This window comes from Grimontia kaedaensis (assembly GCF_023746615.1).
GTDB classification, from domain to species: domain Bacteria; phylum Pseudomonadota; class Gammaproteobacteria; order Enterobacterales; family Vibrionaceae; genus Enterovibrio; species Enterovibrio kaedaensis.
In genome coordinates this window covers 3,291,940-3,312,404 of sequence record NZ_CP082275.1, presented here as the reverse complement: position 1 = coordinate 3,312,404, position 20,465 = coordinate 3,291,940, and the positions used below count along the sequence as shown (strand labels likewise).

Here is a 20,465-nt window from a genome sequence, read left to right as displayed (position 1 = left end):
TTATCGCTCTCAAATTTATTGGGTTATTGCAGCATTTTTTTGATTGTCTGCTTTTTGTGATCAATCATTTCATATAGAAATGAAGAGTATATTTTGTCACCCTCGAAATCTAAAAAACCTCTAAGTCCATGATTGGAGTCAAAAAATTCTTCTTGCTCTAATAGATTAACTTGCTCGCACAGTGTTTTTAGCTGTTCTAAATGATAACCAAGCTCTAGTGTAGGGGTTGATGAATATTCCGTTTCAATTCGGGCGTTTATTAGAAGCTCTAGTTGCTCTCTATTTGCAACGATAGATTGAGTTCCATCCCGAACGTATACTACGCTAGACTTCAGTCCATTACCTTCTTTCAAACAAAGTACTGGTAGGAGCTTTTCAGAATACTCAACAAGCAATACTTGAAACCTTTTTCCGGCTAATTTTGGTTCGGATTCATCGTATACAAAGTTAAAGACGTCATATTTCACTTGGATTGGGATGAACTTTTTAAGCGTTTTACTTAGAACAGCCATATCGACTAACTTTTCTAACCCTCTATTATCAAATTCTCCATCAGAATCTTCTGAGACACCAAAGATAATTGCTCCCCCTCCACTATTTGCTAACGCTAGAATATGTTTTGAGATTTGCTCAAGTTGGGGCCACTCTGCCTTAAAATCTAGATAATCTCTTTCACCAATATTGTCTTTAAAGATCTCTTTCAAAAAGCCTCGAGTAGGTTTTTCGAAAAACTGTCTAAATAGTTCATGTTGTATTTTCTGCAGACTCATTTTTTATCTCAAATATCTAACAATTTATTAAATCCCAAAGTAGGATAATTAAGCGCCCAACTTTGGTTTCTTTGCTCATCCGCTGGACACTTGGACTTAGCATAAGCGCATGTTTTGAATAGAATATCATTATACATCCTAAAATTACGAACGAGAGAATACGACAAGGCGGGGTATTTTCTATACACCTCATGACTAGCATTAGAAAATCTATAGAAATATCTCGACATGAGAATGATTACGTTAGCTTTCGCCCGCAAGGAGCTGGGCAATTTTGGGTTAGTTGGTAAGGTAGAGAACCTATCTCTATTCAGCGTTGAGTTGGCAGGAGAAAGGAGAAGGCTCTCTTACAGCATCATTGCCAGAAATGGGTGTCTTCGCTAGTAGGATATTGATTATTTGGACGTATGCTTAATCAGCAAGTAAATGATATGTCAGTAAATTTAAAACAGACCAACTGACGTGGCAAACGGACTTGGCCTAGACTAGGCTCCTTGGCCTATTGAGTTCTGCGTTTTTGCTTCTCAATCCACTTATCAATGTCTTCATACCTGTATCTCACCGCTCTACCAACCTTGATAAAAGGTGGTGCTTCTGTTCGGTTTTGCCGATGTCCCTCCATCCTTGACTGGCGTAGGAACGAGCGACTCATCCCGATAAGTTCTGCCACTTGCTTCTCTGTAAGTAAGCGTGGTTTTGAAGACTTTTCCATTGAAGCTTCAGTCTTAAATTCAATTCTTGTCGGTGACGGCCTTTTCTTTGGTTGCTCTTCTTCTATTGCAATCAACCGGGAATAGATGGCCAAAGGGACGGTAAGCCTTGTTGTACTTTGCTGGATTTCAATAGCAAGCTCTGAGACGTTAGTGACCTCACCTTCAAATCTCACATTCCAGTCTGCATCGCACAGTTTGTAGTGTTTCCCAATCATCCAATCCATGGCGACTACCTCTCTTTGAGTGTCCTCAGAGCATAGATTATTCATCAGTACATGATTTGCCGATGACACAGACTTTGACATAAAAGTGGGGTAAGTGAGGTAGGTTTCGGTAGCTAGGCTATGTCACCACACGGAACAAACAGTTCGCACTGCGAACTTTTAGAGCTTTGTTAGATGGCGTAACCACGGTGGAATGGGGGATACGGTGTTGCAAAAGTGCTAATTAAACGCAACTGCTGCTCAAAAGAACTCATCAGTTCTCAATCGCGGATACTGCATCTCATAGCGTCGCACTCTGGGTGTGCGGGCAGAAAAAGAGAGAGCATGAGATGATAGCGAGACGTTTAACACCGTACCAGTTTGTACAAGAGTTCTATCCTGGCTTAGGGTTGCAGGAGAGTTTGGTGGTTAAGTGGATTAAGCAAGGCAAGCTCAAAGGTGGGAAGATGAGGCTTGGTGTCTATTATGTTTACATCGACTGATGAGAAGCCTTCGCATCACTGAACGTCGGTGTTCACGAGTGAGGTTAGGGGGTTATAGCGATAAAACCCCCTATAGCCGTTCCCAAAATCCCGAAAATCGCTGCCCATTTGACCAGAGGTTCACTGGAAGATTTTACACCCATGGCTATCGAAGCCACCACTAGCATTGCAGCAATGGCTCCCCAAGCCTTAGTGTCTTCAAAACCTCTGAAGAAGAGTACTGCCAGTACATAGATACCAGTAATCCAGGGTATTGATACCTTTAGTATCTTGTCACAAAGCTCGACGTTACTCTTCATACCTTTCCTTAAGCTCAATCGCAAAGCCCATCAATAGATTGTCAGACCTCTTTTGGCAAACCGTAACGAACTTCCTGCGTGTCGTGTCTCGGAAACATGTCTTTGGCTCCCCACATAACTCCGACCTAAAGTTCGCAGTGCGAACATTTAGAGCATTTTTTGATGAGGTGGTAACGGAAGAACGCGCGATGCAGGGGGTGTGAACATGTTAATTGAGCCAAATGCTGCGCAAAAGGCCGCTGCCTTGAATTCTCCTTCAGTATTGATCATGTGACTGGCATCACTCGGTCACGTTCACCACCGCTAGACCCATGTCGGGCGGTACATGAAGGCATATAGCCTTACTGTATGAGGGAATCACTATGAATCAAGAAAAATACGTGCACGTACCAGAGTACTGTTGGGAAAACATCCAGAGCAACTTCGGTGACATGATGTTTGAAAAGCTGTTGTTTGGTTACCATCAGGAAGACATGGATGCTAGCTTTGCTCCTAACCATGAGAATGCCATTTGTGCCCTCGGAAAGCGTGCAGGAAAGTGGATCCTTGACTGCGGGAAATGGCAAGAATCGTTCAAGTCCAGAACTACTGCTATCAAGTGGGCAAGAGATAACTTAGCTGTAAAGGCTTTCAGGGATGTTAACTTTGCATTGTATGATGCAGGGAAACCAGATACCTATTCGTGGGTAGAGTACATCTCCGAGCAAGATACTCGGGAGCGATTGGAAATGCTCTTCAATCGCTTTGGCTTCATAGGCCACCCGCTTTTCATGTATAGCCCGTTCAAGTCTTGCCGTATGCCCAAAAAACCATCTGCTAAGGTTTGGCGCATTGTTGATAAGTACATATCAGAGCTAGATGAGAAGGAAGACCTTGAAGTGCCATACTCCGCTTGGCTACTTGATCTTCCTCGTGAGCCAGGTTGCTACTATGTCTGCAAGCGTGGGAGTGCCGAACTGCAGAAAGTAGAAGTGACTCGTCATGAGGAGGACGGCTTTTGCCCTGAGTTCGTTCTCAGTGTTTTGGAAAATGACGGTACGACCTACGCACTTTATGGCGAAAGGAACTGTGAAAAATGGATGTGGTGTCACTGCTACGAATGAGAGTAGATCACCGAAGTGTAAGGGCTCACAGTTGTGGGCCCTTTGTCTTTAGGTGACTGAAAAAGTTCGCACTGCGAACGTCCTTACCAAAACTCTGCAGGTCCTGTCACTCTGACAAAAAAGAGTGACAGGACCTCTACTCCGCAATTTTACTGGGCTACAGCACAAGAAGATTGAATGCTCAGCGAATGACGCCGAAGGCATGGCGCTCCCTGCGCCACACTCCCTTGATGATTTTAAATGCATAGACAACAATCAGACATGTAACACCTCGCGGCTATTGCTGCACAGACTACTTCGAACTGAGAACCCACAAACAACCAGCGCATTCGACTCCTCAAGCCCTACGGGCATCTGGATGTTGGCAATTGTTCACGGCTCACGGCTGTTCAATTGTTCGGAAATTCTTATCCGCGCAGTAGTCATCGTCCCAATATCTCTCGTTTGTTCGAGAGGCACTTTTAAAGAAAGTGGGGGCAATAACACTTATCTATCATACGACGTACCACGACTACTGCACCTTACGAACTGCGAACGAAAACAGCCATGACAAAGCCAGCCCTGCGTTGGCTTTTTTTGTTTATCAATTCACAAGGAGACGGTCTCATGGCGACCAATTTCATGTGCCAGGCCAATCAGGTCTTGCGAAGAAACCGCGACGGTTCACATGCAACACAAGCTGAACGTAAGAAGGTCATCCAGCTTATAGACAAAGAGCTCAGGGAGCTTGGAGTGAAGAAGTTGGAACTCAGAAATCTGAAAAGAAAGCATATCGACAAGCTTTTGAAGCACTGGAATGAGAGTGGAAAGGCAGCTGGGACCATCAAAAACCGCATGTCCCACATACGCTGGCTGGCAGAGAAGATAGGTAAGTCTGGCCTAGTGCCTGCCAGCAATACGAGTCTTGGTATCGCGAAACGTCAGTATGTGACGAACAAAAGTAAAGCCAGGCACTTGTCGGAAACACAGTTGAAAGCAATTGGGGACCCACATTTAGAAGCGGCCCTTCGCATGCAGAAAGCCTTTGGTCTTAGACGGGAAGAAGCGATGAAAATCATCTTAAGGGATGCCGATAGAGGAACGCACCTCCATATCGTGAAAACCAAGGGGGCTAGGCCTCGTGACATTCCAATCCGAACTGAAGAACAACGAAGTCTGATCGATGAAGTGAAAAACTTGGTAGGAGCAGGTTCATTGATCCCCCCTGAACTCAAGTACGTGCAGCAGTTGAGACGTTTCGAGAAAGCTTGCATCGAGATTGGCTTAGATAGAAGTCATGGACTTCGGCACGCATATGCACAACAGCGATACCTTGAGCTGACAGGACGGTGCGCTCCTGCTGCGGGAGGGAAGAGCTCAAAAGAGCTTACTCGAGAAGAGAAGCTCAAGGATAGGGAGTCCCGCCTAATCATCTCAGAAGAGCTTGGCCATTCCAGAGAAGATGTAACTGCCGTCTACTTGGGGCGGTGAGTTTTGACAGCGGTGACTCTTGTGAATGTGAATGGAGTCATCGCATCAAGTTATGTGGGAAACAGCGGGCTTGCTTACTCGTTGTTTCCTTCATAAAAGTGGGGAAGAGACACTAACTATCAATCCAAATGAGGTTGCGAATGAAGCAGATCGATGTTGTTCTAAGCGAGTTTTTGTGCTCTTAAACATAATTGCAAATGAAATAAGTAACTATTGAGACTGAAAAGGAAGGTTTTGTCACACATTTTTGGTTTGAAGTGTTAAGTTTCATGTGAATGTTGTTTTCTAGTATATACGTTTAATCTATTTTACTTTTTTGTTGGTCTACTTTGAGAAGAATTATATACCTTCATATGAGGAAGGAGCTGATTAAGTTAAGTTATACATGGTCACTATTTCCTGTTTCCTTTTTTATTCTGTTGTTTTTGTATGAAGGGAGATTGATTGATTTAGATAGCAACATACCAGAACCAATATATTGGTTTTTATCAGAAGGATTGCTTGATCTTGATGAAATTAATATGTTGTTCATAATTGTCTTTCCAGTGGTATTTCTAATTTATATAGTAGCCAAGGCATATAAATTCACCCGATTGGAAAGAACCCGGATTAGAAAACTATACCTTTTTATTGTTAACCAAATTATAAATATATTTCGAGTGTTATCTGGATGTTTGTTTGGTTTGTGGATGGCTCAATTTTATCCTGAGTTTGGGGTGATTGGTTCATATGAAAGGCTAGTTGCAAGTTTTTGCTTCCTTTTGAACGCAATAATCCTGTCAGCTTTTTCTAGACATATGTTTGATCAACTAGTGGTTAATAGTAAAGGTTGCTAAGTGTTCAAATAAACATTTCTTATAGGTTTTCCTTTAGGTTATGTATTTTAAAACTTTAATTCTTGGAGGTTGTATGTATTCTATTCTTGACGAGATTTGTGATAGAGGATATGTGAAAATCTGGTTCACATGGATTGAATGGCTAACCCTAACCGCTGCAATTTTCCTAGGAGCAAATGCTTGGGATTCACTATTGCTTTATGTGATTGGTGCAATATCTTCGATATTTGTCTGGTGGTCTGCTTGTAGGGCGATAATCTCCGCTATTACTGGATTTTTATTGCCTAAAAATATTAATAAATTAATTAAAAAGGCCATTGCCATATCCTTTGGTTGTATAACTCCAGCGGTGGTTTTAATTACTGTGGTAAATTTAATGTCAGGTTTTATAATGGCTTCATAAATGTTCTAAAGACTACTTTTCGTTTAATGCTATGGTCATTTTCTTTATGGCTTTTGCCACTTGGAAGAAAAGTGGTCTCTGAGATGTTTTTCAAAAATGTTGTCAATTATTCTTAATATTAACCTAATTTATTCCCTGCGAGCTTTGGGATTCAAGCTGTAGGCCGCAATCAAACGCCGACCATACCTCTGGGATGAGAGTGGATAGATAGGTTTAAGTGCATAGGAATGGCAAAATAAAAAGGGTGTACTTACCTTTTCTATTGGAAATGCTGGTGCATTCGACGCTCTGAATCATAGTAAATTTCTTTGTCCGTGAAGAGGCAGGATAAGGTCTCTATCAAATCATCTTCAACTGTTGCCTGAGACAGAAGATTTCATCACGGTTTGTTTCTTGAGCCATTGTCTCGGTTGTTCTCGTCGTGTCTTTTCCCCACTTTATTGCTCTATTGACTATTGCTTAAGTTACTGGTGCTGTTTTGCTGCAATAGCGATGGCCAAATAATGTATAAGAAGACATTGGGATTATGATGTGTTCGGAAGAGGTGGAACAACGCTAAACGCAGCGCTTTCTGTCTTTGTATCAATCTTAAAAGCAATAAAGTGGGCTAGTCAGCTTAAGAGAGACGTAGTGAAAAAATCTTAGTTGAACTCACTACTAGACTCATTAGCGTTAAAAAAGCAAAAGGCCTGAGTGGTTACTAACCTCTCAGGCCTTTCTATATATGGTGGCCCCTCCCAGATTTGAACTGGGGACCAATCGATTATGAGTCGACTGCTCTAACCACTGAGCTAAGGGGCCGTGTAGGGGGTTGATTATAAGGGGTGGAAGCAGGGGTGTCCAGACACAACCACACCCTATTCAGTATGCTTTTTAGCCACTTAGTTCAAATCGCAGAAATGAAAAAGGCGAGCAGTGCTCGCCTTTCCAATATTGCTATTAAATGCGTCTTGGATTACTCATCCAGGAAGCTGCGCAGAACTTCTGAGCGGCTTGGGTGACGCAGTTTACGCAGTGCTTTCGCTTCAATCTGACGAATACGCTCACGCGTTACGTCAAACTGTTTGCCCACTTCTTCCAGCGTGTGGTCGGTATTCATGTCGATACCGAAACGCATACGCAGAACTTTCGCCTCACGAGGTGTCAGGCCAGCCAATACTTCGCTGGTTGCCATCTTGAGGTTGTTCATGGTTGCGGAATCCATTGGCAGTTCGAGGGTGGTGTCCTCGATAAAGTCGCCCAGATGTGAATCTTCATCGTCACCGATTGGGGTTTCCATGGAGATTGGCTCTTTGGCGATCTTCAGCACTTTGCGGATCTTGTCTTCTGGCATTTGCATGCGCTCTGCCAGTTCTTCTGGCAGTGGCTCACGACCCATCTCCTGAAGCATCTGACGTGAGATACGGTTCAGTTTGTTGATGGTTTCAATCATGTGAACAGGGATACGGATAGTACGTGCCTGGTCTGCGATTGAACGGGTGATTGCCTGACGGATCCACCATGTTGCGTAAGTCGAGAACTTGTAACCACGACGGTATTCAAACTTGTCTACCGCTTTCATCAGGCCGATGTTACCTTCCTGAATCAGATCCAGGAATTGCAGGCCACGGTTGGTGTATTTCTTCGCGATAGAAATAACCAGACGCAAGTTCGCTTCAACCATCTCTTTCTTCGCACGGCGTGCTTTCGCTTCACCGATTGACATGCGACGGCTGATATCTTTTACGCGCTCTACAGAAAGACCGGTTTCGTCTTCAACGATTTTCAGTTTCTGTACGCAGCGGCGAAGATCTTCTTCGTACTGCTTCAGGCGATCGACGTATGGTTTGTCGGAAGCCAGTGCTTCATCCAGCCAGCTGTCTGACGATTCGTTGCCGCTGAACAGTTGTACAAAGGTTTTCTTCGGCATTTTCGCTTGGTCTACACACAGGCGCATCACGATGCGTTCTTGTGTGCGTACGCGATCCATTGTATCGCGCATTTCATTAACCAGGCGGTCGAATTGTTTTGGTATCAGACGGAATTGCTTGAACACCTCTGACAGCTCGGCGATTGCGCCTGCAGTGTCTTCGTGGAAGCGGCCGTTTTTCTGGATGGACTGCTGCATGCATTCGTAAGCCAGGCGCAAGTCGTTAAACTTTTCGCGCGCTAGCTCTGGGTCGATGCCAGTGTCTTCTTCTTCGTCATCATCATCATCGTCGTCGCCATCATCTTCATCTTCCAGTTGCTCTTCGGTGAGCTCTGAACCGATGTGGGTGGCGGTAGGTGCGATGTCTTCCTGGTTCGGGTCTACGAAGCCAGAAATGATGTCTGTCAGGCGAAGCTCTTCTGCTTCTACTTTGTCAAACTGATCGAGCAGTGATGAGATGGAGCCAGGGTATTCGGCAACCGATACCTGTACTTGGTTAATACCATCTTCGATGCGTTTGGCGATGTCGATTTCGCCTTCGCGGGTAAGCAGTTCTACTGTACCCATTTCACGCATGTACATGCGCACTGGGTCAGTTGTACGACCTATTTCAGATTCAACGCTAGAAAGTGCTGCTGCTGCTGCTTCGACGGCATCTTCGTCCGCGACAGTTTCAGACATCATCAGCTCATCGGCATCTGGCGCTGTTTCCACCACCTGAATACCCATGTCGTTGATCATCTGAATGATGTCTTCTATCTGATCAGAATCGACAATGTCTTCCGGTAGGTGGTCATTTACTTCTGCATAGGTTAGATAGCCTTGTTCCTTACCTTTTGCGACAAGCAACTTTAGCTGTGACTGCGGATTTTGATCCATAGACGATATCCAACTTCGGGTCTGAGTGAAGAATTTAGTATGCGGAAACGCAAACTGCCAATTTTAGCAAAATACAAGTATGCTGGCTAGTTTCTAGTCGGGCCGGTTGAGGATTAACAACTGCAACTCCCGCTTCTCTTCGACTGATAAGCCGACGGTATTCGATTTAGCTTGCAACTTGGCTATTTGTTGTTTGACACACTGGTCCAGAATTTTGTCCAGTGAGTCTAAAAATACATCTAATACATTGTTTTCGTTGATAGGTAGTTCCCAACTTGCCAATTTGGCTAACAATGCTTCTTGTTCTGTGCCGCGCCAATGTTCCAGCAGCTGTCCTGTCGTAATATTGGGACGGGATCTGCAAAGTTCAAGCATGGTGGTGAATAAATTTAAGCCGGGGATCCCGAGCTCATCCAAACCATCAAGTGGCGGTACGTTTTCTACAAACCCTGGATTTTGCAATAACAGGGTTATCACTTCTCTCATTGGGGTACGTTTCATTTCCGGCAATGGTTGACGTGTTTGCGTCTGACCTTGTCGGCTGATGAGCTTTTCGAGTTGTTGCTCATCAGGTAGACCTAGCTTCTGGCCCAAAATGTTACGTAGGTAGAGACGAAGTGTGCCGCCCGGCACTTTGTCAATCAGTGGCACCGCCAAAGTGGTGAGCTTGGCTTTACCTTCCTGACTGCTGGTGTCGACTTGTTCCATCAAGGTGTTAAACAGAAATTCTGACAGCGACATAGCACCTGCGAGGCGCTGTTCAAAGCCTTCTTTACCTTCCTGCCGAACCATGGAATCTGGGTCTTCACCGTCTGGCAGGAACATGAATTTGAGCTGGCGTCCATCTACCAAGTGGGGAAGTGCCTGCTCCATTGCACGCCATGCGGCGTCACGTCCTGCGCGGTCACCGTCGTAGCAGCAAATCACGTTGGAGGTTTGGCGGAACATGGTTTGCATATGTTCTGCGGTGGTCGCGGTGCCCAGTGATGCAACAGCATAATCAATGCCAAATTGCCCCAGGGCGACGACGTCCATATAACCTTCAACAACGAGTAATTGCTTGGGCTCGCGGTGTGCCTGCAGTACTTCGTACATGCCATACAACTCACGTCCTTTATGGAATATCGGTGTTTCCGGTGAGTTGAGGTATTTCGGTGTGCCATCGCCAATCACGCGGCCACCAAAACCGATAACACGTCCACGACGGTCACGAATAGGAAACATCACACGGCCACGGAAGCGGTCGTAACGGCGTCCGTTGTCGTTTTCAATCAGCATGCCGGTTGATACCAGTGCCTGCTGGCTGGCGTTATCACGCCCGAAGCGTGAACGCACCTGATCCCATTCGTCAGCGACGTAGCCTATCCCAAACTTCTGCACGATTTCACCGGAAAGGCCACGGCCTTTAAGGTAATCAATCGCTATTTTACCCGCTTCATTACGCAGCCCACCCTGATAAAACTGGGCGATTTGCCCCATCATCTGGTAGAGGTCGCGTTTCTGATCGCTGCGTGCATAAGGCCCTTTCGGGGCACCACCGCCAGAGTGTTCTCTTGGCACATCTAGACCTAGCGAAGACGCTAGTTCTTCGATGGCTTCGACAAATTCAAGGCGATCGAACTCCATGATAAAGTCGATGGCGTTGCCGTGCGCACCACAACCAAAACAATGGTAGAACTGTTTCTCTTGGCTGACAGAGAAAGACGGGGTTTTTTCGTTATGGAAAGGACAGCAGGCACCGTAGTTTTTGCCTTGCTTTTTAAGTTTCACCCGCGCGTCTATTAGCTCGACAATATCGAGTCGTGCTAGCAGATCATCAATGAATGAGCGTGGGATCTTTCCTGCCATAAACCTTTATGCGTTCGGTGAATAAAAGAAGAGGGTACTCTCAGTATTTGCTACTGAGCGAATACGAACAAGCCGCGCACTCCAAAAATGGATAGCACGGCTTGTTTGCAGGTCGGATAAAAGTTAGGCCAGATTAGCTTTAACCAATTGGCTGATTTTACCCATGTCAGCTCGGCCCTGAACCAGAGGTTTCAGAACGGCCATGACTTTACCCATGTCTTGCATGGAGCCTGCTCCAGAAGTTGCGATGGCTTCTTTCACCAGAGCATCAACTTCTTCGTCGCTGAGTGGCTTTGGCATGAACTCTTCCAGAACGGAAATTTCTGCCAGTTCCACATCAGCCAGGTCATCACGGCCTGCTGACTGATATTGCGAAACAGAATCACGGCGCTGCTTAACCATTTTGGTCATCACTGCCAGCACTTCGTCTTCGTTCAGAGTTTTCTGACCGTCAACTTCTTGCTGTTTAATTGCAGCCATGATCAAACGGATAGTGCCAAGACGAGGTTTGTCTTTGGCTTTCATCGCCGTTTTTTGTTCGTCTTTCAGACGTTCAAGCAATTCCATCTCGCAATCCTGTATTAATCGTAATTAGTACAGGCGAACGCGACGTGCGTTTTCGCGAGCCAGCTTCTTCAGGTGGCGTTTAACTGCAGCTGCTTTAGCGCGTTTGCGAACGGTAGTCGGCTTTTCGAAGTGCTCACGACGGCGAACTTCAGAAAGGATACCTGCTTTTTCACAAGAGCGCTTGAAGCGACGCAGTGCTACGTCGAATGGTTCGTTTTCACGTACTTTAACTACTGGCATGTGCCTTTCACCTCAGGGGTTAGTCAGTTATCGCTGGAGACAGATTGACCAGCTTTGATTAAAAATGGTGCGGAATTCTAATCCGATACTAGGGTGCTTGTAAAGCATAACTGGTGAATTTGATGCCGCCCATGTAAGATTGCCGCCTGTTTTAGAAACCAGCAGATCGAAAGCGGATCGATCTGTGATCCAAGTGAGCTGAGGTGTTATGCGAATTCTGGGCATCGAGACGTCGTGCGATGAGACCGGCGTGGCTATTTATGATGATGAAAAAGGTCTGTTAGCGCACCAGTTATACAGCCAGGTAAAACTGCATGCTGATTACGGCGGTGTGGTGCCTGAACTAGCTTCTCGCGATCACGTTAAGAAGACGATTCCGCTGGTTAAAGCTGCGCTGAAAGAAGCTGGCTTGACGCCTAAAGACTTGGATGGCGTGGCTTATACGGCAGGCCCTGGTCTGGTTGGTGCGCTTTTGGTCGGTGCGACGATTGGCCGAAGCTTAGCTTATGCTTGGGATATTCCAGCGGTGGCGGTTCATCATATGGAAGGTCACTTGCTGGCGCCGATGTTGGAAGATAACCCTCCTCCGTTCCCGTTTATCGCATTGTTGGTTTCTGGCGGTCACTCGATGATCGTTGAAGTAAAAGGTATTGGTGAATACCAGATCCTTGGCGAATCGATTGATGACGCTGCCGGCGAAGCGTTCGACAAAACCGCGAAGCTGATGAACCTGGATTACCCAGGCGGTCCTCTGCTTTCTAAACTGGCAGAAAAGGGTGACAGCAGCCGCTTCACTTTCCCACGTCCAATGACCAATGTACCGGGCTTAGATATGAGCTTTTCTGGCCTGAAAACCTTCACCGCCAATACGATTGCTGCCAACGACAATGATGACCAAACCCGCGCTGATATCGCCCGTGCGTTTGAAGATGCCGTCGTTGACACCTTGGTGATCAAGTGTAAGCGAGCATTGAAGCAGTGCGGTATGAAGCGTGTGGTGATTGCTGGCGGCGTGAGTGCTAACCGTCACCTACGTGCCAAGTTGGAAGAGCTGGCGAACAATATCGGTGGTGAAGTTTACTATCCACGCACTGAGTTCTGTACCGACAACGGTGCCATGATTGCTTACGCTGGCATGCAGCGCCTGAAAAATGGCGAGCACAATGACTTGGGCGTGAAAGCTTCCCCACGCTGGCCGATTGATACACTTAAGCCGATCGAAGGGTAAGAGCGAAGAGCAGGTCCTAGGAAAAGAAAGGTCCTAGATCCTAGGAAGAGCAAAAAGCAGAGCTTATAGAACAGAAAAAGCGGCAACTGAATTTCAGTGCCGCTTTTTTTATTTGTCTGTGTTGGGGCCAATCTCTTCTAGGACCCTAGGACCCTAGGACCCTAGGACCCTAGGACCCTAGGACCTTAAATCTCTTTCCCTTCCTGCTCTTCGTTTTCTGTCAGCTTTTTCTTTTTATTCCAGATTTTTTGCTCTTCCTTGCGAAGCAGGCGTTTTATGTTTTCCTGATGGCGGAAAATGATAAGACAGGAGAGCATGGCGACAGGCATGGTGAACTGGGGTTTGACCATCCACGTAAAGAGTGGTGCAAACAAAGACGCGAGAAGTGCGCCGACAGAAGAATAGCCCGTGACTAAAACGGCAGCTATCCATGTCCCTAGCATCATGCCGGTGAGATCTAAGCCTATAGGTGCAATGGCACCGAGTGCAGTTGCGACCCCTTTACCGCCACGAAAATGAAAGAAAATGGGGTAGATATGACCAAGGCAGGCCGCGATACCAATCAGGCCGAGCATGAAAGGGTTGACGCCCAACAGGTAGCTTACCCAGACAGGAATAGTGCCCTTGAGCATGTCGCACAGCAGCACTAGGGCCGCTGCGAGCCGACCACCTAAGCGGAACACATTGGTAGCACCTGGATTACCTGAGCCTTGTTCTCTTGGGTCTGGCAGGCCGTAAAGACGACAGATCAATACTGCGCTGGATATGGAACCCAGTAAATATGCAAGTACGATCATCAATAGGCCAAAAGCAGTCATTCAGTCATCCAGTTTGAACATTCGCTAGGGCGGCGAGAACTTGGTATAGTTCGCGCACCAGACACAAAGTATCCAATTTTTTAAGGATATTGTGTAGATATAATGAGCGCTCAGGCTATTTTTGCTGTGGCGCTGGTTGAGCCGATGTTACGTGCTTTTGCGCATAATGGGTATCCGACCTCTGATATTTTTGAGTGAACATGGATTTAGTATTTATTGAGCAGCTTGAAGTCGTGACCACTATCGGCGTCTACGACTGGGAACAACAAATCAAACAGAAGCTGGTGTTTGATATTGAAATGGCGCATGACAACAAGCCTGCGGCAGATAACGATGATGTGGCTTACGCACTGGACTATGCATCAGTGAGTGGCGCGATTATCGATTTGGTCGAAAACGGCCGTTTTCTCCTAGTGGAACGCGTTGCGGAAGAAATTGCGGCGCTGATCCAGTCCCAATTTTCCGTACCTTGGGTTCGCGTGAAAGTGAGCAAACCAGGTGCTGTCCCTCAGGCTCGCACCGTGGGTGTGGTGATTGAGCGAGGCGCCAAGTGATTCAGGTTCTCGTGAGCGTCGGCTCTAACATTGAGCGCGAGCATCATATCTCTGAAGGTATTGCTGCACTCAGAGAGCTCGACCCTGAATGTCGTTGCTCCCGCATTTTTGAAGCTGTTCCCGTCGGCTTCGAAGGTCCTAATTTTTATAACCTTGTCGTTGAACTTCATACTGAACTGAGCCTCGAAGGCATTATGGCTGCGCTGCGTGAGATTGAATCGCGCTGGGGGCGTGAGCGAGATGCTATCAAGTTCCGTGATCGCACGCTGGACATCGATTTGCTGACTTACGGTGAGCTGGCGCAGCCGGAAGGTCCGACATTGCCGCGCAACGATGTGTACAAATTTGCCTTTACCCTTTGGCCGTTGGCAGAGCTTTGCCCTGACCAAGTCATTCCGGGTGATGACAAAACTTATCAAGAAGCGTGGGATGCTTTCTCAGAAGAACAACCCCTTTGGCCGGTGACCGATTTTTCCCTTTAATAACTATAAGTGACTTAAAACTATGAGCATGTTTGAAGCCTTTGCGCTGGCTTTAATTCAGGGTCTGACGGAGTTTCTTCCCGTCTCGAGCTCTGCGCATCTTATTCTTCCGTCAGAAATTCTAGGTTGGCAGGATCAGGGTTTGGCCTTTGATGTTGCCGTTCACGTGGGTACCTTGCTTGCTGTTGTGGGCTATTTCCGAAAGGAAGTGACGCAATTGCTGGGCGCATTCTTCCGCTCCATCTTCAAGGGTGAGCGTTCTTCTGATGCCACATTGGCATGGATGATTGCACTGGCAACGATTCCTGCCTGTATTTTCGGCCTGCTCATGAAAGATATCATCGAAGTTTACTTGCGTTCGGCGTGGGTGATTGCGGTGACCTGTATTGTCTTCGGTCTGCTGCTTTGGTGGGTCGATGTGAAAGCCAAGTGCGAGTTTGACGAATACAAAACCACGCCAAAAATGGCGCTGTGGATTGGTATTGCACAAGCGCTGGCAATGGTCCCGGGGACTTCCCGCTCTGGCGCGACCATGACCATGGCCCTTTACCTGGGTTACACCCGTGAAGCTGCCGCGCGTTTTTCTTTCCTGATGTCAATTCCAATCATCGTATTGGCGGGTTCTTACCTTGGCCTGGGTCTGGTGAAAAGTGACGTACCTGTCATGTGGGCGCCTATCATGACTGGCGTACTGGTTTCATTCATCAGTGCGTATGCGTGTATCCACTGGTTCCTGAAACTCGTGACCAAGATGGGCATGAAGCCATTCGTGATTTACCGTGTGGCGCTCGGTCTTGGCTTGATGGCGTTCTTGGCGACGCGATAAGGGCTTTGGGGCTAGGCAAACAGTTCCTAGGAAATACAGATCCTAGGTCCTAGGAAGAGCAAGAGCAGATCCTAGGGATAGAAAAAGCGGCAACTGCTAACAGTGCCGCTTTTTTTACGTCTGGAGTTGGAGATACTGCCTTCTAGGACCCTAGGACCCTAGGACCCTAGGACCCTAGGACCCTAGGACCCTAGGACCCTAGGACCCTATTCCCTTCCAGATACTTTTTCACCGCTTCAATCCGCTGCCTTGTCAGCTCTTCCCGTATTGCTGGGCCTTTAAAACCAGCAGCCACAATCGGTTTCACTTCAACAGTACTGGCGGCATCAAATGCACTTGTCAGCCATTCAGACTGCGGATAATCACGCTCTTCAAATCCTGTGCGGCCTTGGTGATCGGCTTTGCTCGCCGTTGCGAGCTGAGGGATTTTCTCGGGCTTTCGCCAGCAGTCATTGCGGTCAAATATCTTGACGAAAGTGGCGGCTTTTAACTCGCCCGCGTTGTGTACATTGGTGTGCTCGGCGCAGACCAGAAGCGCGGCGTCGCGGTAGGCGTTTGGCACACGGATGCGCTCGCACAGGGCTTTAATCGGTGTCAAACCGAGCTTGGTATGCAGTTTGTGGCTCGGCCACTCTTCTTTGGGCGTCAGGCCCTTGCCCAAGTCATGCACTTGCGCAGCAAAACGTATTATCGGATCTTGGGTTAGAAGCGCTGCTTGTCTGGCGACCATGAGAGTGTGAACACCGGTGTCGATTTCAGGGTGCCACTGTTCGGGCTGAGGTACGCCGAACAGGACGTCTATCTCAGGCAACACAACAGCCAATGCACCGCAGTCGCGCAGGACGCTTAAGAACACTTCGGGATGCTGGGAAGTGAGTGACTTTTCCCACTCTTTCCAGACGCGCTCGGCGGTCAGGGCTTCAAGCTCGCCGCTTTTGACGATTTCCTGCATCATCGCAAGGGTTTCATCAGCCACGCGAAAACCAAGATGATGAAATCTTGCCGCAAAGCGTGCAACGCGCAGCACACGTAGCGGGTCTTCTACAAAAGCAGGGGAAACATGGCGAAGCAGACGATCGTTGAGATCTTGCTGGCCGCCGTAAGGGTCAATCAGCGATCCATCTTCGGCTTTGGCAATGGCATTGATGGTCAGATCGCGTCGCTGTAAGTCTTCTTCCAGTGTGACTTGTGGCGTGAAATCGCAGACGAAACCTGTGTAGCCTTTACCTGATTTACGTTCTGTCCGCGCCAGTGCATGCTCTTCATGAGTCTTAGGGTGGAGGAAAACGGGGAAGTCAGAGCCCACTTGCTGGTAACCAGCGTTTAACATGGAATCAATGTCTGCGCCGACCACGACCCAGTCCCTATCTTTGACTTCCAGACCGAGGAGTTCGTCGCGAACGGCACCGCCGACAAGGTAGGTTTTCACATTACTATCCGAAATCTAAGCAATAATGTGATCATCATATACCGAAACCATGGGTCTATGCAGGCGTGAACCGTGCGTAGAATACAGGGATGTGTGTAAAACCTGCGAACCTGTCCCTGATTACACAGTCTGAAGCTGTGACTGGCTTTACTTCATCTTTAGGCCGCGCTACCTTGCGAGCCATTGAGGGAACAGAGAAATATTCATGTACCAAGACTTTTTCCGGTTAACCGAGTCGCCATTTGCGATCGTGCCCAATCCTAAATTTTACTTTTTGAGCGAAAGGCACAAAGAAGCGCTGAGCCATGTCCTGAATGGCATTGAGGATGGCGGCGGTTTGGCGCTTTTAACCGGCGAGGTGGGCACGGGTAAAACCACCACCATGAAAGCCTTGTTGGATCGCATGCCAGAGAAAACGCAGGTTGCAACGATCCTGAATCCGAGTGTGTCTGTTCTCGAACTGCTTCAAACGCTTTGCGATGAGCTGGGCGTGGAATATAAAGAGGACGATAGCTTCAAACGCCTCTATGACGCCATATCCGATAAGCTGTTCAATAACGAATCCAAAGGCATACAAACTGTGTTGCTGGTGGATGAAGCCCAGCATTTAATGCCGGACGTGTTGGAGCAGCTTCGTCTTCTGACCAATATCGAAACCTCTTACCGCAAGCTGTTAAAAGTCATTCTGATTGGTCAGCCTGAGCTGCAGCAAATGCTGCGTCAGTCCAATCTTCGTCAGCTTGCTCAGCGCATTACCGCGCGTTATCACCTGATGCCGCTCACGCCGGATGAAGTGCATCAATACATCACGCACCGTATCAGCTGCGCGGGTGGTTTGGAGCCTTTGTTTGATGGGGCAGCTATTAAGTTGATTGCCAACGAGACGGGCGGTGTGCCGCGTCTGGTGAACTTAGTGTGTGATAAAGCGCTGAAGATGGCGTTTAAAGAATCGCGCCAGAAGGTCAACCAAGCCATTGCGGCGCGTGCCTGTCAGGACGTATTGGAATGGCAGGGCGTGGTACAAAGCAAGCCACACACTGACTACAAACGTTACTGGCCAGTTTATGCCGGTGCGATTGGCGGTGCTGCGCTGCTCGCGATTGCTATTCGAGTGGGACTTGGTGTTGGCAGCGAGGACGGAGCGATTGTTGTTGAGACTGAATCTCCAGCTCCTGTGGTTGTCACTCAGCCAGCTGTTGTTGAGGTGGTTGAGCAACCAGCGCCTGTTGTTGTCGTTTCCGATCCGACACCTGTGGTAAAAGTCGAGGCTAACAAGCCTGTCCAAACCATTGTCACTTTGCCACTTAGCGAAGTGACTCGTGAGAGCCTGAGTGCAGGTTCTTCGATGCAATCCCTTTACAAGCTTTGGGGCTTTGATGCCGATGTGTTAGCGGCGGGCTGTTCATCAAAAGTGCGTGGCGAGCTTGCCTGCTTTAAAGGAAACTTACCGCTTTCCCAATTGTTGACCATCGATCGCCCAGCAGTGCTTGAAATGAACGGCACAGGTGGCCAGAACTGGTTTGCCGTATTGTATGGCAGAGGCGACGGCCAGTTTGAATTGCTGGCGGCGGACAAACGTCTGCTGGTGAGCGAAGAATTCCTGAACCAATACTGGAGCGGCGAAGCATTGGTGCTTTGGCGTCCGCCGTTGGGCAACCCTAACTTTATCCGTTTCGGTCAGCGCGGCGAGCGTGTTCAATGGCTGGATCAACGCCTGAATCTGGTGCTGGGCGAGAATACGCCTGTATCGAATACCTTTGGGCAGGAGCAGCGCGTAAAAGTGCGCGAGTTCCAGCGAAGTAAAGGCTTGGATGCAGACGGTATCCCTGGCGCTATGACCTTTATGGTGCTCGATTCGGTGCTGCAAATGCCTGGGCCAACGCTGGTCGGTAGCATTGATGCTACACCGGGCGAGAAGCTGGCGCTTTCTGATGGTGAGATTGTGGTGATGCCAGATTCAGATGTCTTTGAGCTGGCACTCGAACCTTTGCCGCAGCCTATCATTGAGCCAGTTGTGGAAGAAGATATTGCTCAGACTGAGCCACCAGAGCCTGAAGCGGTGGAAATCGGCAGCACAACCTTTACCGCGCCGAATCAGACGCAACTGAAAGGGAATGATGAGCTAACACTGGAAGATTTGGACTTGTCTGAGCTTTCTCCTGAACTGGCGCAGAAAGTCGAAGCCGCCATGGGCAGTGATAAGTCGCGTACCTTGGAAGCGAAATTGGACCGCGCTCAGCCAGAGAGCAACGTCGTACCGATTGCTGAGCTGAATTCTGCGCAATTAAACCGATTGCCTGCGATGGACTTTCAGACCCATATCTATACCTCTAATGAGAGTAACCGTTGGGTGAAGGTCAACGGTAAAGAAGCCCGTGAAGGTCAGTTCGTGGCAGATGGTGTGTTACTTCGAGGCATCGAGCCTCAGCAAGTAGTGGTGCAGTTTGAAGATGCGCTTATCGCGATTCCAGCGCTAACAACATGGTAATGGGTAATTCAAGAGTTCGCGTCTAGAGTTTTTTCCTGGGACCCAGAACCCAGAACTCAGGAAGAGCAGCAAGAGCCAAACGCTATCGCCTTTTGTGCTGATTCAAAAAACAAAAAAGCCGCTTTCGCGGCTTTTTTGTTGTCGTTTGCTTATCGCTTACGCCCAACCATTATTACGCTTCTTGCGGCGTGGGATCAGGTGCGGCAGGATGAGACCAAACAACAGGCCACCACCTGCAACCATGCCACCGTAGGCAAAGTAGCGCATCAGCAGATCATCTTTCTGAGTGTCGATACGTGCGCGCAGTTCGCGGATTTCGGTTTGCGCATCGATCAGCTTCTGGTTCAGTTCGCTGGTGTGTTGCTCCAACTCTTTCACCTGAGCGTTACGCTGATCCAGCGACTCAATCAGGCCTTTGGTTTTTGCTTCCGCATCGCCTTGTGCACTCGACAGTGCTTCTTTTACCTGCTTCAGTTCTTCTTCCAATGCAGGTACACGAACTTTCAGACCAGGTTGTTTAGAAACATACTTGGTTTCAACCCAGCCTTTACGACCACGATCATCAATGATTTGGGTGTAGCCAGCGTTACGGTTACTGTCCACAACTGTCACTTTCGTGCCCGCATCCACACTGCCGAGAATACGGAACTGGGTGCCCGGGCCAGAATGCATGTAAGTGAAAAGCTCATCTGAGATGTAGTTGTCCTTAGCATGTGCAGCAGGGACTGCCAGCATCATAAGTACAGCCAGGGCAGAGAAAAGTTGCTTCACGGAGTATTCCTTTGTTTTGGTCGTGAGTATCTGTTTGTGCCAAATACTAAAAAATTTTGGGGTTCAGGTACAACAAAAGGGAGGCATAACCTCCCTTTTTTGACCGAAGACTGACATCACTGCACA

Annotated in this window: 18 protein-coding genes and 1 tRNA gene; 8 read left to right on the top strand and 11 right to left on the bottom strand. The window is 47.9% G+C overall.

Annotation, left to right across the window (positions count from 1 at the left end; all coding sequences use genetic code 11):
- Window positions 1-23: 23 nt before the first annotated feature.
- The 3 genes from K6Q96_RS14830 to K6Q96_RS14820 all read right to left on the bottom strand — a co-directional run bounded on the left by K6Q96_RS14830 (window position 24) and on the right by K6Q96_RS14820 (window position 2,488).
- On the bottom strand, window positions 24-770 hold the full coding sequence (locus K6Q96_RS14830; RefSeq protein WP_251876644.1) for an AlbA family DNA-binding domain-containing protein: 747 nt from the start codon (window positions 768-770) through the stop codon (window positions 24-26).
- A gap of 499 nt (window positions 771-1,269) precedes the next feature.
- Window positions 1,270-1,707 (bottom strand): helix-turn-helix transcriptional regulator, encoded by a 438-nt coding sequence (locus tag K6Q96_RS24935; protein WP_353621769.1) that lies wholly within the window; start codon window positions 1,705-1,707, stop codon window positions 1,270-1,272.
- A gap of 526 nt (window positions 1,708-2,233) precedes the next feature.
- On the bottom strand, window positions 2,234-2,488 hold the full coding sequence (locus K6Q96_RS14820; protein WP_251876643.1) for a hypothetical protein: 255 nt from the start codon (window positions 2,486-2,488) through the stop codon (window positions 2,234-2,236).
- Between the two features lie 362 nt (window positions 2,489-2,850).
- Here K6Q96_RS14820 and K6Q96_RS14815 point away from each other — a divergent pair, with 362 nt between their 5' ends.
- The 3 genes from K6Q96_RS14815 (at window position 2,851) to K6Q96_RS14805 (ending at window position 6,300) form a co-directional block, all read left to right on the top strand.
- Entirely contained in the window at window positions 2,851-3,591 is a 741-nt protein-coding gene (locus K6Q96_RS14815; protein WP_251876642.1) for a hypothetical protein, read from the top strand.
- Window positions 3,592-4,197: 606 nt separating this feature from the next.
- Complete coding sequence (locus K6Q96_RS14810) at window positions 4,198-5,061, top strand: phage integrase N-terminal domain-containing protein (protein WP_251876641.1); 864 nt, start codon at window positions 4,198-4,200, stop codon at window positions 5,059-5,061.
- A gap of 909 nt (window positions 5,062-5,970) precedes the next feature.
- Window positions 5,971-6,300: a hypothetical protein gene (locus K6Q96_RS14805; protein WP_251876640.1), complete on the top strand. Its 330-nt coding sequence runs from the start codon at window positions 5,971-5,973 to the stop codon at window positions 6,298-6,300.
- A gap of 725 nt (window positions 6,301-7,025) precedes the next feature.
- Here the strand turns inward: K6Q96_RS14805 and K6Q96_RS14800 are convergent.
- The 5 genes from K6Q96_RS14800 to rpsU all read right to left on the bottom strand — a co-directional run bounded on the left by K6Q96_RS14800 (window position 7,026) and on the right by rpsU (window position 11,743).
- Window positions 7,026-7,101 (bottom strand) — tRNA-Ile (locus K6Q96_RS14800).
- A 154-nt stretch (window positions 7,102-7,255) separates the two neighbouring features.
- Window positions 7,256-9,088: an RNA polymerase sigma factor RpoD gene (gene rpoD, locus K6Q96_RS14795; RefSeq protein WP_251876639.1), complete on the bottom strand. Its 1,833-nt coding sequence runs from the start codon at window positions 9,086-9,088 to the stop codon at window positions 7,256-7,258.
- Between the two features lie 93 nt (window positions 9,089-9,181).
- On the bottom strand, window positions 9,182-10,936 hold the full coding sequence (dnaG, locus tag K6Q96_RS14790; RefSeq protein ID WP_251876638.1) for a DNA primase: 1,755 nt from the start codon (window positions 10,934-10,936) through the stop codon (window positions 9,182-9,184).
- A 123-nt stretch (window positions 10,937-11,059) separates the two neighbouring features.
- On the bottom strand, window positions 11,060-11,503 hold the full coding sequence (locus tag K6Q96_RS14785; RefSeq protein WP_251876637.1) for a GatB/YqeY domain-containing protein: 444 nt from the start codon (window positions 11,501-11,503) through the stop codon (window positions 11,060-11,062).
- Window positions 11,504-11,527: 24 nt separating this feature from the next.
- On the bottom strand, window positions 11,528-11,743 hold the full coding sequence (gene rpsU / locus K6Q96_RS14780) for a 30S ribosomal protein S21 (protein WP_002537656.1): 216 nt from the start codon (window positions 11,741-11,743) through the stop codon (window positions 11,528-11,530).
- 208 nt (window positions 11,744-11,951) lie between these two features.
- On the opposite strand from rpsU, the gene tsaD reads away from it, so the two are divergent.
- The gene (gene tsaD / locus K6Q96_RS14775) at window positions 11,952-12,971 is read left to right on the top strand and encodes a tRNA (adenosine(37)-N6)-threonylcarbamoyltransferase complex transferase subunit TsaD (protein ID WP_251876636.1); all 1,020 of its coding nucleotides are present in this window, start codon (window positions 11,952-11,954) and stop codon (window positions 12,969-12,971) included.
- Window positions 12,972-13,156: 185 nt separating this feature from the next.
- Here tsaD and plsY read toward each other — a convergent pair whose 3' ends face one another.
- Window positions 13,157-13,789 carry a glycerol-3-phosphate 1-O-acyltransferase PlsY gene (gene plsY / locus K6Q96_RS14770; protein WP_251876635.1) on the bottom strand — a complete coding sequence of 211 codons (633 nt, stop codon included), beginning with the start codon at window positions 13,787-13,789 and terminating at the stop codon, window positions 13,157-13,159.
- 194 nt (window positions 13,790-13,983) lie between these two features.
- Here plsY and folB point away from each other — a divergent pair, with 194 nt between their 5' ends.
- From folB to K6Q96_RS14755, 3 genes are read left to right on the top strand one after another with little or no spacing between them, the layout of a single operon-like run.
- A complete protein-coding gene (gene folB, locus K6Q96_RS14765; protein ID WP_251876634.1) occupies window positions 13,984-14,343 on the top strand; it encodes a dihydroneopterin aldolase in 360 nt (119 codons plus the stop codon).
- Complete coding sequence (gene folK, locus K6Q96_RS14760; protein ID WP_251876633.1) at window positions 14,340-14,825, top strand: 2-amino-4-hydroxy-6-hydroxymethyldihydropteridine diphosphokinase; 486 nt, start codon at window positions 14,340-14,342, stop codon at window positions 14,823-14,825. Before folB ends, folK begins: the two co-directional genes overlap by 4 nt.
- Window positions 14,826-14,847: 22 nt before the next feature.
- Window positions 14,848-15,651 (top strand): undecaprenyl-diphosphate phosphatase, encoded by an 804-nt coding sequence (locus tag K6Q96_RS14755; protein WP_251876632.1) that lies wholly within the window; start codon window positions 14,848-14,850, stop codon window positions 15,649-15,651.
- Window positions 15,652-15,841: 190 nt separating this feature from the next.
- On the opposite strand, the gene K6Q96_RS14750 is transcribed toward K6Q96_RS14755, so the two are convergent.
- A complete protein-coding gene (locus K6Q96_RS14750; RefSeq protein WP_251876631.1) occupies window positions 15,842-17,080 on the bottom strand; it encodes a multifunctional CCA addition/repair protein in 1,239 nt (412 codons plus the stop codon).
- A gap of 205 nt (window positions 17,081-17,285) precedes the next feature.
- Here K6Q96_RS14750 and K6Q96_RS14745 point away from each other — a divergent pair, with 205 nt between their 5' ends.
- A complete protein-coding gene (locus K6Q96_RS14745; protein WP_251876630.1) occupies window positions 17,286-19,568 on the top strand; it encodes an AAA family ATPase in 2,283 nt (760 codons plus the stop codon).
- Window positions 19,569-19,724: 156 nt separating this feature from the next.
- Here K6Q96_RS14745 and K6Q96_RS14740 read toward each other — a convergent pair whose 3' ends face one another.
- On the bottom strand, window positions 19,725-20,339 hold the full coding sequence (locus tag K6Q96_RS14740; RefSeq protein WP_062666404.1) for a TIGR04211 family SH3 domain-containing protein: 615 nt from the start codon (window positions 20,337-20,339) through the stop codon (window positions 19,725-19,727).
- Between the last annotated feature and the right edge of the window lie 126 nt (window positions 20,340-20,465).